This is a genomic window from Pseudomonas quasicaspiana, from assembly GCF_021147825.1.
In the GTDB taxonomy this organism is placed as follows: domain Bacteria; phylum Pseudomonadota; class Gammaproteobacteria; order Pseudomonadales; family Pseudomonadaceae; genus Aquipseudomonas; species Aquipseudomonas quasicaspiana.
The window spans coordinates 21,074-34,025 of sequence record NZ_JAGTPI010000033.1 but is presented as its reverse complement, the minus strand read 5'-3'; the positions used below and the strand labels follow the sequence as shown (position 1 = coordinate 34,025).

Genomic DNA, 12,952 nt, shown 5'->3' with positions numbered 1-12,952 from the left:
CGCTGCAAAACAGCGGTTATGCCTGTTCACCCTGAAGGGTGGCGAGGACGTTGCGAGCACCGCCAGCATCACGGTGCTCACCCAGATAAACACCTTGCCAGGTGCCTAGCGCCAATCGACCCGCCGAAACCGGCAATACCAACTGGCAGCCTAGCAAACTGGCCTTGAAATGCGCCGGCAGATCGTCAGGGCCTTCGTCTTCATGTTCAAAGCCGTGGGTGCCTTGTGGCACCAGACGGTTGAAAAAGCGCTCGAAGTCACGACGTACAGCCGGGTCGGCGTTCTCGTTGATGGTCAACGAAGCCGAGGTATGCTGCAGCCACAAATGCAGCAACCCGACTCGACACTCTCGCAGCTCCGGCAAGCCTGCGAGAATTTCATCGGTTACCAGATGAAACCCGCGTGGCCTTGCCCGCAGGGTAATTCTGGTCTGTTGCCACATACAGTTCTCCGCATATTCGGCGCGCATTCTAACGCGCTGGCAGAAAAAGCAAAGCGCGCAATAATCCGTCTTTTCTGTAAGCCATCAGCGCTTGTTCGCCAACTTGACCTGTCTTTCCGCAAACTGTCAGGAATGCCCCTTGCAAAGCCATTCATGTACTGGGGTGAGAGGTTTGAACCAGGCAATCTATCGACAAACGCCAGACAAAAAAATGCCCGGTAAACCGGGCATTTTTTTACAGTGGCTTACAAGTTGTAGCCACGCTCGTTGTGTTGCGCAAGGTCGAGGCCGACAGCTTCTTCCTCTTCAGTGACACGCAGACCCATAACAGCGTCCAGCACCTTGAGGATGATGAAGGTCACAATCGCGGTGTAGATGATCGTGAAGCCGACGCCTTTGCACTGAATCCAGACTTGAGCTGCGATGTCAGTCACGGTGCCGAAGCCGCCCAGAGCAGGGGCTGCGAACACGCCAGTCAGGATTGCGCCGATGATGCCGCCGATGCCGTGAACGCCGAAAGCATCCAGGGAGTCGTCGTAGCCCAGCTTGCGCTTGAGGCTGGTGGCGCAGAAGAAGCAGATCACGCCTGCAGCCAGACCGATGATCAGGGCGCCCATTGGGCCAACAGTACCGGCAGCCGGAGTGATGGCAACCAGGCCAGCAACCACGCCCGAAGCGATACCCAGTGCGCTTGGCTTACCGTGGGTCAGCCACTCGGCGAACATCCAGCCCAGAGCAGCAGCGGCGGTCGCGATCTGGGTAACCAGCATCGCCATGCCTGCAGTGCCGTTGGCAGCCGCAGCGGAACCGGCGTTGAAGCCGAACCAGCCTACCCAGAGCATTGCCGCGCCGATCAGGGTGTAACCCAGGTTGTGCGGAGCCATTGGAGTGGTAGGGAAGCCTTTACGCTTGCCCAGTACCAGACACGCAACCAGACCCGCTACACCCGCGTTGATGTGAACAACGGTGCCGCCTGCGAAATCCAGGACTCCCCAGTCCCACATCAGGCCGCCGACGCCGCCCCAGACCATGTGCGCGATTGGCGCGTAGACCAGAGTGAACCAGATAGCCATGAAGATCAGCATCGCGGAGAACTTCATGCGTTCTGCGAAAGCACCGACGATCAGGGCTGGAGTGATGATGGCGAAGGTCATCTGGAAGGTGACGAACACCGCTTCAGGGAACAGTGCAGCAGCGCCGGTGATGCTGGACGGCGTGATGCCTGCCAGGAACGCTTTGCCCATACCGCCGAAGAAGGAGTTGAAGTTGACGACGCCTGCTTCCATACCGGTAGTGTCAAACGCAATGCTGTAGCCGTAAACGACCCACAGGATGCTGATCAGGCCGGTGATGGCGAAACACTGCATCATCACAGAAAGAATGTTTTTCGAGCGGACCATGCCGCCGTAGAACAGCGCAAGACCAGGGATGGTCATGAACAGCACCAAGGCTGTCGAGGTCAGCATCCAGGCGGTGTCACCTGAGTTGAGTACTGGGGCTGCCACTTCGTCTGCCGCCATGGCCAAGCCAGGGGTTACGAGGGACAACAGGGCTCCTAGCCCTGCGAATTGACGCAGAGTCATATTGTTTTCTCCTGGGGCGTTGGGTTGGCGGCTTAGATTGCGTCGGTATCGGTTTCGCCGGTACGGATGCGAATTGCCTGTTCCAGATTCACAACAAAGATCTTGCCGTCACCAATCTTGCCGGTGTTGGCTGCTTTGGTTATCGCCTCGATAACGCGATCCAGATCCTTATCGTCAATGGCAACATCGATCTTCACCTTGGGAAGGAAGTCGACTACATATTCCGCACCGCGATACAGCTCGGTGTGGCCTTTCTGACGTCCGAAGCCTTTGACTTCAGTAACGGTGATGCCCTGCACGCCGATTTCGGACAGCGACTCGCGCACGTCGTCCAGTTTGAACGGCTTGATGATGGCAGTGACTAGCTTCATGAAACTTTCTCCCGAATTGGTGGACTTGCCCCAGGAAAACAAACCCGACTCAAGTCTAAGCGCAGTGCCTGGCTTTGTAACGCATCGGTCGCCTGAAGGAGGTCCGACCAACCCCAGAAAACCGCTTTTGACGAAACATTCCCCGCTCCGCCTGCCGCACTGTAATCGTCAACGCGACTGCATCAGTGCATGGGTCATCAGCGACTAAGCAGAAAGCTTGCCATCTCCTGATTTTTCATTGAATACAGGCCCTTGATCCCTGTTTCAGGCACCGGAGCAGCCTTGCGGAGTGCGTCGACGCACAACTAAAGTGCGTCCGTGCACGCGCTGGTGCGCCATTATCGTGCGCCAGCTGTCGCTAGAAATGACTATAGACGCTCCGTGCTACACTGCCGCTTATCTGAAACCGGAGGTAGACATGCTCGCGCCCAAAGCTTTTCTCGATGCCCTGAGCGGCCACGCCTCGCGCTTGTTCAATGGCGAAACACCGATTCCGCGTAATGAATTTGAAACCCAGTTCAAAGCCCTGCTGCAAAGCGGCTTCAGCAAACTGGATCTTGTCAGTCGGGAAGAATTCGACAGCCAGATGGCCGTCCTCGCCCGCACCCGTGCCCGCCTCGAAGCGCTGGAGGCAAAGGTTGCGGAGATGGAAGCGAAGCTGAACCCGCCTGCGGGTGAGTAAATAGCGCCGAGTGTGTGGGCTGTGCCCTTATACCTGATTTGGAATGATGTTCTTGTGGGAGCGAGGCTTGCCCGCGATAAGGCTGGACGCGGTTCACTTTAGATCGCGTCCAGCCTTATCGCGGGCAAGCCTCGCTCCCACAGGGATTTGCATTTGCTGTACGACAGCTTGTTGTCAGGATAGAAGGGAAATTTCCTGCAGACACAAATTGGTGCATACCTTGTGAGCAGGAACTCACCCCGCAACCAACAACCGCTCCAGCTGTTTCGTATACGGCGAAAGATCACCAATGGTGCGCGCGACCCATTCAGGGTCGTAATAGGTGTCCAGATAGCGCTCGCCGCTGTCGCACATCAGGGTCACCACTGAACCCTTCAAGCCCTGCTCCTGCATGTCCAGCGCTACCTTCAGCGCGCCCCAGACGTTGGTCCCCGTCGAACCGCCCGGTTTCTTGCCGATCAGCTTTTCCAGCCAGCCAAGGGTAGCAATGCTGGCTGCATCAGGGATTTGCAGCATGTCGTCGATGACCCCCGGCAAGAACGAAGCTTCTACTCTGGGTCGCCCGATGCCCTCGATACGGCTGCCCTTGAGGCTGATCAGGCTTGTATCGCCGCTGCGGTAGCTGTCGTAGAACACCGAATTCTCCGGGTCTACGACGATCAGTCGGGTGGCATGGCCCTTGTAGCGTATGAACCGGCCAATGGTCGACGACGTACCGCCCGTTCCTGCGCTCATCACAATTGCGGTCGGGACGGGATGTTCTTCGCCACTCAACTGATCAAAGATGCTGTCAGCAATGTTGTTATTACCTCGCCAGTCCGTAGCCCGTTCCGCGTAAGTGAACTGATCCATGTAATGACCGTTGTCGAGGCGAGCCAGACGCTCGGCTTCGAGGTACATGTCGCAGGATTGCTCCACGAAGTGGCAGCGCCCGCCGAGCATCTCGACCTGATGGATTTTCTTGCTGGCGGTATGGCGCGGCATGACCGCCGTGAAAGGCAACCCCAGCAGTTTTGCGAAGTAGGCTTCTGATATGGCTGTGCTGCCGGATGAAGCCTCCACCACATGGGTGCCCTGGTGAATCTTGCCGCTGCAGATCGCATGAAGAAACAACGAGCGCGCCAGACGATGTTTCAGGCTGCCGCTGGGGTGAGTGCTTTCGTCCTTGATGTAAATATCGATGTCGCCAAGTGCCGGAACATCGAGCTTGAGCATGTGCGTATCGGCCGAGCGGCGCTGATCGCAGTCAAGGGTTTTGATCGCGTTACGAATCCAGTTATTCATCACTCTGCGCTCCGGCAAAAACACATCTATTCTTGAGGGCAAAGGTTACCGATTGCTGGAAAAAAGAATTTCTTTTTGTTCTACTCGATCAGCTATTTGATAGAAAAATTTTCTACGAAAGGACTGATTTGAAAAATGGACAGTCTTGATCGCCATATCCTCAGCATTTTGCAGCGTGATGCCACCATTGTGCTGAAAGACCTGGCTGACGCCGTCAACCTCTCAACTACGCCGTGCTGGAAGCGAGTCAAAAAGCTCGAAGATGCCGGGTACATCAAATCCAGGGTCGCGCTTCTCGACCCGGAAAAACTCGGGCTGGGATTGTCGGTTTTCGTTCAGATCAAAACCCGGCGCCATGACACCCAGTGGCTTGAGCAATTCGCCCAAACCGTCATGCAGTACGAAGAGGTCATGGAGTTCTACCGAATGGCGGGCGAATGGGACTACATGCTGCGCCTGGTGGTCAGCGACATGGCCGCCTACGACCGCTTCTACAAAAAGCTGATCAGCAGCACCGAAGGCCTTTCGACCATTACCTCCAGCTTCGCCATGGAGCAGTTGAAGTACACGACGGCGCTTCCGTTGCCCCGCAGTTAGGCCTGTTCCCTGAGGGGGAACAGGCTGATTTAACGGTCGGCTAGAAGTTGTAGCTGACTGTGGCGCTGACGTTACGCTCCTCGCCCAGATAACAGTAGCTCAGGCTTGCACAGGACGCAACGTAGGATTCGTTGGTCAGGTTGTTCGCGTTAACCCGCACGTCGACGCCTTTGAGCCCGACTTTGCTGAGGTCGTAACCGACTGACGCATCGAACAGTGTGTAAGACGGCACCTTCAGGGTGTTTTCAGAATCCGCCCAGCTATAGCCGACGTAGCGAACCCCTGCACCCAGCCGCAAACCATCCAGCGCACCGCTATTGAAGGCATAGTCGCCCCAGAGAGACGCCATGTGTTTAGGCGCTTGGGTTGGCGAATTGCCTTTGTTCTCGATGACATTGGTCGGTGTGCTCAACGTGCTGATCATCGATTTGGAGTATTCGATGTCGGTCAGGGTGTAGCCGCCCAGCACTTTGAAGTTATCGGTTAATTGCATGTGCGCTTCCAGTTCCAGACCCTGAGAGCGAACCGCGCCAATGGGGCGATAGAAATTCTCTTGCGGCAGCTTGGACGCCAGGTTTTCTTGATCAATGCGGAATACCGAGGCGGTGAACAGGTTGTCCGTGCCGGGTGGTTGGTACTTGATGCCTGCTTCCCACTGAGTGCCGTCTGTTGGCGCGAGAGGGTTGCCGTCGCTGTCGGCGTATGAGTTCGGGTTAAACGACTCGGAGTAGCTCAGGTACGGCGCAATGCCGTTATCGAACAGATACAGCACGCCTGCCCGTCCGGTGAGTTTGGTGCGTCGATCACTGATTTCGGTGCCCTCAGGCCGCCCGGCTTCTGCTAGTCGGTTCTCGTCCGAGGTTTCTACCCAGTCCTGACGCAGGCCCAGAGAGAAGCGCCATTTATCCAGCTCGATCAAATCCTGTGCATACACGCCGGTTTGCTCCAGACGGCGCACATAGCTGGTTGGGCTGAAATAACTGATCGCTGAATTGCCGTAGACGGGATCGAAGCCGTTAAGCGAGGCGACTGAGCCACTGGTCCAGTCCACCACGGTCTTGCGTCGCTGGTAGTCGACACCGAGCAGCGTCGTGTGTTTGGCCGAGCCAGTGAAGAACTCTGCCTGCAGCATGTTATCGACGATGAACGCGTGCAGCCGCTCGTCTCCGCCGGAGTAATAGCGCGTCAGTTCGTTGCTGGTGGGCGTCGTCCAGTCGTAGGCGTAGATCTGATCGTTCTTCACCTTCGAGTCCAGATAACGGAAGTTCTGTCTGGCGGTAAATACGTCGTTGAAGCGGTGCTCGAACTGATAACCGAAAGACTGTTGATCGCGGCTGAAGCCATCGACGCCAGGCTCGCCATCGAAGAAGTGCTCGGAGATACGTTGACCGTTGCGCTTACGTAGCGTGCCGCTGGCCGGTACGCCGCCGTGATAGCCGCCTTCAGGATCGTGTTGCAGATAGGCTTGCAGGGTCAGCGATGTGTCTTCGCTGAAGTCGATGCTGACGGTCGGTGCCAGCGCATAGCGCTTCTCTTCAACGTGATCGAACTGCGTGTCTGACTTATCCACAAGCCCGGTCAAGCGATAGGCAATGCGCTTGTCGTCATCCACAGGCCCGCTGAAATCGAATCCCATGCCGCGCTGACCTTGCGTGCCGACGGTAGCCTGAACCTGATGATACGGCTCGAACAGCGGTTTCTTGCTGGTCAGGGCCACCAGACCACCCGGCGAACTGCGTCCGTAAAGCACCGACGACGGACCTTTCAGAATGTCGACCCGCTCCAGAAAGTACGGATCAACCTGCATCGTGCTGTAGGTGCCGCTATCGCCCATGGACTTGAGACCGTCCAGGTAAATGTTGTCCACAGAGCCGTCGTTGAAACCGCGCAGAGCCACATAGTCATAGCGGTGAGTTGCACCGTAGGGATTGGTCAGCACGCCCGGCGTATACCGCATGGCCTGCGCGACGGTTTGTGAACCCTGGTCATCCATTTGCTGACGCGTCACCACCGAGACTGACTGCGACGTTTCCAGCACCGACGTGCTGGTCTTGGTGGCGATCTGGCTGTGAGTCGCGTTGTAGCCTTCCATGCTGCCCAAGGCGTTACCCAGTGCGAACCCGCGAATGTCGGTGCTGGGCAAGGCCATTGCCTCGCCCGTCGTTTCGCGCAGCACATAACTGCTGCCGTCCTGACTGACGGCTTGCAGGCTGTTACTGCCGAGCAGGATGGTCAGAGCCTGATCCGGGGCATAGTTGCCTTGCAGGCCCGGCGATTGCTTGCCGGCCGTTTGCGCTGGGGTGGCGGCCAATGTGATACCCGCTTGCCGGGCGAACTGGTTCAAGGCTTCGCCCAACGGACCGGCCGCGATGGAATAGCTGCGCACAGCACCTATCGCCGCTGGATCGTCCTGGGCTTGCACCGCTACAGGCAGCGCGGCAGTGCCCAACGCCACGAACATCAATGTCGCGCGCACCGCTGTGGCGAGGTGTGTTGCGCGCGCGTCAACGGCGACGTTTTGCAGGCTTGATTGCGATTTACCTAGAGGCCGGGTCATGGACGATTCCGTAAAGTCAGTGAAGAGAACAGAGGGACTGATCTCTAAGCCGGACTTGTAGGCAAAACCCGCCAAAAAATTTCAGATCATGCCTCGCGCTGCAACGTGACCCACCAGCGCGTGCGATACCTGAGCTGGACAGGCAACGTCTGGGTAACAACCGTGAGCAATTTGTCGGTGTCTTCGAGCCGAAACACGCCCGAAAGACGCAGGTCGGCAACATCGTCAGCGCAGCCCAGATGACCGTGGCGATAAGCTCCGACCTCGGTGAGGAAGTCTCGGAGGCGCATGTTGCGGGTCACGATCAGGCCTTCGCTCCAGGCACCAGCATCCATGTTCAACGCAGGCAGTTGAACCGCTTCGCGAGACGACACCAGATAATGCTGCCCGGCGCTCACCGTGACGGGAGACGCGGCGGGCGAGCGGATAATCGACTGGCCTTCAAGCACGCTGAGACGCGTCTGGTCCTGATACTGCCTGACGACGAAGCGTCCATTGATACCTTCGAACAACCCATGGCGGCTCTGCACCAGCAGTGGTCTGTGGGTTGGGCTTTGGACATCTGCACCGCACCCCACGAGAATCTCACCACGATTCAAGGTAATCAGACGGCGTTCGGCGTTGAAGTTCTGATCCACCGCGCTGTCGGTATTCAATTGCAGGCTTGAACCGTCGGTTAGCTGAAAACGCCCACGCTGCCCGACGCTGGTCGCGAAATCTGCGCTCCATTGTTGCCAGGGCATAACCTCTCGCGACAGCCAGGCACTTGAACCCACAACGACCAGACCGGACAGTAATTTCAGGGTTTGTCTGCGGCTCAAACGTTGGGCGCTGTTTTCCAGTGCTTCCAGGGCTGCACCCGGTGCAGGAATATTCTGAAAGCGGCTGTTGAGCTCGTTGTTCAGGGCCTGGATACGCTGCCAAGCGCACTCATGGTCGGCATGTGCAACACGCCACTGCTCACATTGCTCGCGCAATTGTGGGGTGTGCCCTTGGCTGTTGAGGCGCATCGACCACTGAATCGCCTGTTTCACGACCTGTGGCGAAGGCTCTTGCGAACGCGCATGAGCAGAGGCGCCGCTCACGCTGGATACCGCAACAGATAACAGTGATAAAGCGCGTCGGCGACATAGCGTTCTACCGAGCGCACCGACACGCTCATTCGTTCGGCGATCTGCTTGTAGGGCATGCCTTCACACTGAGCCAGCAGAAAGGCCTGACGGACTTTGGGTTTCAAGCCATCCAGCATCTTCGCAATGCTCTCCAGCAACTCGAAAACCAGCTCACGGGACTCGGGCGAAGGCGACTCGTTGCAGGGTAAATGCGCGATGGCTTCAAGATAGGCGCGCTCCAGCTCCTCGCGTCGCCAGTGATCAATAACGATCCCTTTGGCAACAGTGCGCAGAAACGCACGGGGCGCTTTCAGCTCAAGCAGTTCGTGGCGATTGAGCAGCCGGACAAACGTATCCTGCGCCAGATCCGCCGCATCGGCTGCATTGCCCAGCTTGCTGCGCAGCCAGGTGTTGAGCCAGCCGTGATGATCGATGTAGAGCGAACGCAGTGTGGCGTGATGAGAGGGCATCGTGGCGCGCCATCCCAGCGCGGCGTAAATGATAATGAGTCGCATTGTGTTAAAGCGCTGCACAATTTGCAACTGCTTAAGGGATGGGACGCCAGCTGCTTGTGGCTTATGCCCTCAGGTATTGCAGGACGGTTTCGATGCTGGCCAGTGGCGGCGCGGACATTAACTGCCCCGTCGGGCACCACGGATAACTGACCTGCTGCAACCAATCCATCACCGGCTCCACCTCTGCAGCCGGGCAGACCAGCATCTGCTCGATGGTGATCTTCAAATGCGTCGCCAATCCTGAATCAAACTGCCAGTCATATTGCCCGCAACCGAAGCGCAGATCCCCGGTGGCCTTATCCGACATCCCCACCAGCCACGTGCAGTGATGCTCGGTCGCCTCCTCGGTCGGCGGCTCACCGATGCAGAATGTGTAGACGTTTTCATAGGTCTGCCCGAAACGCCGCACCAGCACCTCCGCGATACCGTCCCGGCCTTCAACGGTGGGCGGGAATGAAATAGCCCCGGTGTGGACAACCATCTCCAGCGTGGCGTGGCTGACGAATGCCTGGCGTAGCAAGTGTGGGCGATTGCCGTCTTTGGCTAGGATGTAGTGTTCGATGGCTTGGGCTGGGGTGGGCATTGAGGGGCTCTTTTTGTTTGGAAAATGGCTTGGGCAATCAGCCTATCGTATGACCCGATCAATGGACCGATCAAACCAAATCCCCTTTGAAATGCATTTTCTGTAGGAGCTGCCGAAGGCTGCGATGCATTTATTCTGACATACCGCTATCGCAGCCTTCGGCAGCCCTCATAAAACCAAAATAACTTACTGAATCTAAATGCTTTTCTGTAGGAGTGAGTTTGCTCGCGATAGCGTCAGTTCATGCAATAAGGTCGTCGGCCAAGAAATTGAATCGCGAGCAAGCTCACTCCTACAGGGTCCGTGTTTGCTGGCATAGCGGACGTGCCCCATTAACACCCTGTATCCATTCATTCCTTCAAAGCTCGCCCCAATGTCGCAGGATGCGAGGGTCGTTTTTTCAAGGAAGAATCATGTCTCTGGCCATTGTTCATAGTCGTGCCCAAGTGGGCGTTGAGGCACCTGCGGTTACGGTCGAAGCGCACCTTGCGAACGGTCTGCCTGCGCTGACGCTGGTGGGTTTGCCGGAAGGTGCGGTGCGGGAAAGCAAGGATCGGGTGCGCAGTGCGATTCTCAATTCCGGGCTGAAATTTCCGGATCGGCGTATCACGCTCAACCTCGCTCCGGCTGATCTGCCCAAGGACGGCGGCCGATTTGATCTGGCGATCGCTTTGGGTTTGCTGGCTGCCAGCGGTCAGGTGCCACTGGCGGCGTTGCAGGATGTGGAATGCCTCGGCGAGCTGGCGCTGTCGGGTGCGATCAGGCCGATTCAGGGTGTGTTGCCTGCAGCGTTGGCAGCACGCGCGGCGCAACGCACGCTGATCATCCCGGCGGTAAATGCAGAAGAGGCATGTCTGGCGTCGGGCTTACGGGTGATTGCGGTCAATCATTTACTGGAGCTGGTGGCGCATTTCAACGGACAGACGCCTATCACGCCGTACCAGTCCAGCGGGCTCATACATCAGGCCATGCCTTATCCGGACCTCAGCGAAGTGCAGGGCCAGACGGCCGCCAAACGGGCGCTTATCATCGCCGCTGCTGGCGCGCACAACTTACTGTTTAGCGGCCCTCCCGGCACCGGCAAAACACTGCTCGCCAGCCGCTTGCCGGGTTTGCTGCCACCGCTGGATGAGTACGAAGCGCTGGAAGTGGCGGCGATTCAGTCGGTCGCCAGCCAGATCCCGCTGACCAGTTGGCCGCAGCGGCCGTTTCGTCAGCCTCATCACTCGGCATCCGGCCCCGCATTGGTCGGCGGGGGCAGTCGCCCGCAGCCCGGCGAGATCACCCTCGCCCATCACGGCGTTCTGTTTCTTGATGAGTTGCCGGAGTTTGATCGACGGGTGCTTGAGGTGCTTCGCGAGCCCTTGGAGTCAGGCCACATCGTGATCTCCCGAGCGCGGGATCGGGTGCGGTTTCCGGCGCGCTTTCAATTGGTCGCTGCCATGAATCCGTGCCCCTGTGGATATCTTGGCGAGCCGACCGGAAGGTGCCGGTGTTCGACGGAGCAGATTCAGCGCTACCGCAACAAACTGTCCGGACCGTTGCTGGACCGTATTGATCTGCACCTGACTGTCGCCCGAGAAACCACCGCTCTCAACCCGACTGTACAAGGCGGTGAAACTACCGCCAGCGCTGCGGCAATCGTTGCCAAGGCGCGGGATCGCCAGAACCAGCGTCAAGGTTGCGCGAATGCGTTTCTGGATATGCCCGGTCTGCGCAAGCATTGCGTGTTAACCAGTGAAGACGAGGCCTGGCTGGAAACGGCATGTGAGCGATTGACCTTGTCGCTGCGTTCGGCGCATCGGCTGTTGAAGGTGGCAAGGACGTTGGCCGATCTGGAGCAGGTGGACGAGATTAATCGCAGCCATGTTGCGGAGGCGTTGCAGTACCGGCCGGCGAGTGGTTGAAATTGCTGGTTCTGCGGGATTGCGCCTATCAAAAAATATTCAATCATCTGATTTGGAATACTTTTTACCTGTAGGAGCGCGCTTGCCCGCGAATCGGTCTATCAGTTGATAAATATATCGGCTGCGCTGACGCTATCGTCCGGATGCGGCCCAGACCAAGCGCTCTAGTTAAAAATGAAATAACCAACTGAACTTAAGTGCTTTTCTGTAGGAGTGAGCTTGCTCGCGATAAGCCTCAGTTCATGCGATAAATTTGTCGACCAAGAAATCGAATCGCGAGCAAGCTCACTCCTACAGGGGGGCGTGTTTGTTGGCAGACGGCGTGGCGCCATGGACGCCGCTCGGTAAGGTCGACGATAACTAAATAACCAGTTCGACCTCAGCGCCATTGAAAATAGTTTGCAATGCGTCTTTTAATGCGGAGAACTGCGTTGACGAGTCGTTACTTCCTTGCGGTATTTCTGCCAAAAAACTTGAACTACCAAAAAAATCAATAAACTCAGGTTTGACTGTCACTTCGAGACTATCAGAATGCAAACTAACTTTTGCAATTGCATTAGATATCTCATATTCCGATTGATGTGTTTGAAAGCCGATGCCATCATTGACAGTCGCGTTATCTTCATCGTCCAGGCGGGTAATAATAATGAAGTTCGCCGGATTTTCTGGATCATCACCCAAGGCAACTATTAATACTCCGTCTTCCTCGTAGCACTTGATGGTCGACGCAACAAACTTTTTCATTATATCCTTCCTTCGTCGCATGACCGAGGGCGTCGCTTCAGCCCAAGGTTCAGGCCTTGTGAGGCGGCCAGGCTCGGAATATATATCAGAACTATCGGACCGGACAAGGCAATGAGTGGCTCAAAAAATGCGGTGCAGAAAATAGAGATAGCCATTCAGGCGATTGCTGACGAAATCATACGCAATAAAAATAACGCTTTGTTGTTCACAACAAATGAGCAGTTGGAACAATTTAAAGCGGTGCTAGATACGACGTTAAATAAAATAAATCTCGGTAGTGTTCCTGAGAAAAGTGATCGCAATCTTGGTTTGGCGATAATCATTGTAGATCAATGGCCCTATGAGTTTAGCTTGGGGATTAAAATTGTTGAGGCGGAACAGGCTTATAAAGATTTATAGCTGCTTTTGGCTTGTCATCCTTCGCAGTCATGTGGCCGATGCGTTACAGCATCGGCCGGGGAGTAGTTGAAAGGTTTGTATCTACAGGCCGGCGCCATCTGTGTGTGATGTGATCCAAGGACTTGCGCAAAACCTGTGGGAGCTGGGCTTGCCCGCGATAAGTGCGACTCCGTTTA

Annotated in this window: 13 protein-coding genes; 4 read left to right on the top strand and 9 right to left on the bottom strand. The window is 56.6% G+C overall.

Going from position 1 to position 12,952, the window contains the following annotated elements; translation table 11 throughout:
* Positions 1-16 precede the first annotated feature (16 nt).
* From KDX30_RS18395 to glnK, 3 genes are all read right to left on the bottom strand, one after another.
* Positions 17-442 carry a secondary thiamine-phosphate synthase enzyme YjbQ gene (locus KDX30_RS18395; RefSeq protein ID WP_122667311.1) on the bottom strand — a complete coding sequence of 142 codons (426 nt, stop codon included), beginning with the start codon at positions 440-442 and terminating at the stop codon, positions 17-19.
* A 245-nt stretch (positions 443-687) separates the two neighbouring features.
* Positions 688-2,025 (bottom strand): ammonium transporter, encoded by a 1,338-nt coding sequence (locus KDX30_RS18390; RefSeq protein ID WP_027899841.1) that lies wholly within the window; start codon positions 2,023-2,025, stop codon positions 688-690.
* A 32-nt stretch (positions 2,026-2,057) separates the two neighbouring features.
* Entirely contained in the window at positions 2,058-2,396 is a 339-nt protein-coding gene (gene glnK, locus KDX30_RS18385; RefSeq protein ID WP_002555808.1) for a P-II family nitrogen regulator, read from the bottom strand.
* A 418-nt stretch (positions 2,397-2,814) separates the two neighbouring features.
* Between glnK and KDX30_RS18380 the strand changes: the two genes are divergently transcribed.
* The gene (locus KDX30_RS18380; protein ID WP_087271569.1) at positions 2,815-3,078 is read left to right on the top strand and encodes an accessory factor UbiK family protein; all 264 of its coding nucleotides are present in this window, start codon (positions 2,815-2,817) and stop codon (positions 3,076-3,078) included.
* Between the two features lie 234 nt (positions 3,079-3,312).
* Here the strand turns inward: KDX30_RS18380 and KDX30_RS18375 are convergent, their stop codons facing one another.
* Positions 3,313-4,362: a PLP-dependent cysteine synthase family protein gene (locus KDX30_RS18375; protein ID WP_231677145.1), complete on the bottom strand. Its 1,050-nt coding sequence runs from the start codon at positions 4,360-4,362 to the stop codon at positions 3,313-3,315.
* A 135-nt stretch (positions 4,363-4,497) separates the two neighbouring features.
* Between KDX30_RS18375 and KDX30_RS18370 the strand changes: the two genes are divergently transcribed.
* Complete coding sequence (locus KDX30_RS18370) at positions 4,498-4,959, top strand: Lrp/AsnC family transcriptional regulator (protein WP_231677144.1); 462 nt, start codon at positions 4,498-4,500, stop codon at positions 4,957-4,959.
* Positions 4,960-4,999: 40 nt separating this feature from the next.
* Here the strand turns inward: KDX30_RS18370 and KDX30_RS18365 are convergent, their stop codons facing one another.
* The 4 genes from KDX30_RS18365 to KDX30_RS18350 all read right to left on the bottom strand — a co-directional run bounded on the left by KDX30_RS18365 (position 5,000) and on the right by KDX30_RS18350 (position 9,726).
* Complete coding sequence (locus KDX30_RS18365; RefSeq protein WP_231677156.1) at positions 5,000-7,420, bottom strand: TonB-dependent siderophore receptor; 2,421 nt, start codon at positions 7,418-7,420, stop codon at positions 5,000-5,002.
* Positions 7,421-7,602: 182 nt separating this feature from the next.
* Positions 7,603-8,601 carry a FecR domain-containing protein gene (locus KDX30_RS18360; protein ID WP_277423598.1) on the bottom strand — a complete coding sequence of 333 codons (999 nt, stop codon included), beginning with the start codon at positions 8,599-8,601 and terminating at the stop codon, positions 7,603-7,605.
* Positions 8,598-9,098 (bottom strand): sigma-70 family RNA polymerase sigma factor, encoded by a 501-nt coding sequence (locus KDX30_RS18355; protein ID WP_095093285.1) that lies wholly within the window; start codon positions 9,096-9,098, stop codon positions 8,598-8,600. Before KDX30_RS18355 ends, KDX30_RS18360 begins: the two co-directional genes overlap by 4 nt.
* A gap of 106 nt (positions 9,099-9,204) precedes the next feature.
* Positions 9,205-9,726 carry a hypothetical protein gene (locus KDX30_RS18350; RefSeq protein WP_231677143.1) on the bottom strand — a complete coding sequence of 174 codons (522 nt, stop codon included), beginning with the start codon at positions 9,724-9,726 and terminating at the stop codon, positions 9,205-9,207.
* A 413-nt stretch (positions 9,727-10,139) separates the two neighbouring features.
* On the opposite strand from KDX30_RS18350, the gene KDX30_RS18345 reads away from it, so the two are divergent.
* Positions 10,140-11,633: a YifB family Mg chelatase-like AAA ATPase gene (locus tag KDX30_RS18345; RefSeq protein WP_231677142.1), complete on the top strand. Its 1,494-nt coding sequence runs from the start codon at positions 10,140-10,142 to the stop codon at positions 11,631-11,633.
* A 360-nt stretch (positions 11,634-11,993) separates the two neighbouring features.
* Here the strand turns inward: KDX30_RS18345 and KDX30_RS18340 are convergent, their stop codons facing one another.
* On the bottom strand, positions 11,994-12,377 hold the full coding sequence (locus KDX30_RS18340; RefSeq protein WP_231677141.1) for a hypothetical protein: 384 nt from the start codon (positions 12,375-12,377) through the stop codon (positions 11,994-11,996).
* A gap of 111 nt (positions 12,378-12,488) precedes the next feature.
* Here KDX30_RS18340 and KDX30_RS18335 point away from each other — a divergent pair, with 111 nt between their 5' ends.
* Complete coding sequence (locus KDX30_RS18335; protein ID WP_231677140.1) at positions 12,489-12,776, top strand: hypothetical protein; 288 nt, start codon at positions 12,489-12,491, stop codon at positions 12,774-12,776.
* Positions 12,777-12,952 lie beyond the last annotated feature (176 nt).

Excerpts from the sequence above, each read along its gene's own strand:
- KDX30_RS18365 (WP_231677156.1), bottom strand. The coding sequence starts at position 7,420 with ATGTTCGTGGCGTTGGGCACTGCCGCGCTGCCTGTAGCGGTGCAAGCC.
- glnK (WP_002555808.1), bottom strand. The coding sequence starts at position 2,396 with ATGAAGCTAGTCACTGCCATCATCAAGCCGTTCAAACTGGACGACGTG.
- KDX30_RS18355 (WP_095093285.1), bottom strand. The coding sequence starts at position 9,098 with ATGCCCTCTCATCACGCCACACTGCGTTCGCTCTACATCGATCATCAC.
- KDX30_RS18340 (WP_231677141.1), bottom strand. The coding sequence starts at position 12,377 with ATGAAAAAGTTTGTTGCGTCGACCATCAAGTGCTACGAGGAAGACGGA.
- KDX30_RS18350 (WP_231677143.1), bottom strand. The coding sequence starts at position 9,726 with ATGCCCACCCCAGCCCAAGCCATCGAACACTACATCCTAGCCAAAGAC.
- KDX30_RS18390 (WP_027899841.1), bottom strand. The coding sequence starts at position 2,025 with ATGACTCTGCGTCAATTCGCAGGGCTAGGAGCCCTGTTGTCCCTCGTA.
- KDX30_RS18380 (WP_087271569.1), top strand. The coding sequence starts at position 2,815 with ATGCTCGCGCCCAAAGCTTTTCTCGATGCCCTGAGCGGCCACGCCTCG.
- KDX30_RS18395 (WP_122667311.1), bottom strand. The coding sequence starts at position 442 with ATGTGGCAACAGACCAGAATTACCCTGCGGGCAAGGCCACGCGGGTTT.
- KDX30_RS18345 (WP_231677142.1), top strand. The coding sequence starts at position 10,140 with ATGTCTCTGGCCATTGTTCATAGTCGTGCCCAAGTGGGCGTTGAGGCA.
- KDX30_RS18375 (WP_231677145.1), bottom strand. The coding sequence starts at position 4,362 with ATGAATAACTGGATTCGTAACGCGATCAAAACCCTTGACTGCGATCAG.
- KDX30_RS18370 (WP_231677144.1), top strand. The coding sequence starts at position 4,498 with ATGGACAGTCTTGATCGCCATATCCTCAGCATTTTGCAGCGTGATGCC.
- KDX30_RS18335 (WP_231677140.1), top strand. The coding sequence starts at position 12,489 with ATGAGTGGCTCAAAAAATGCGGTGCAGAAAATAGAGATAGCCATTCAG.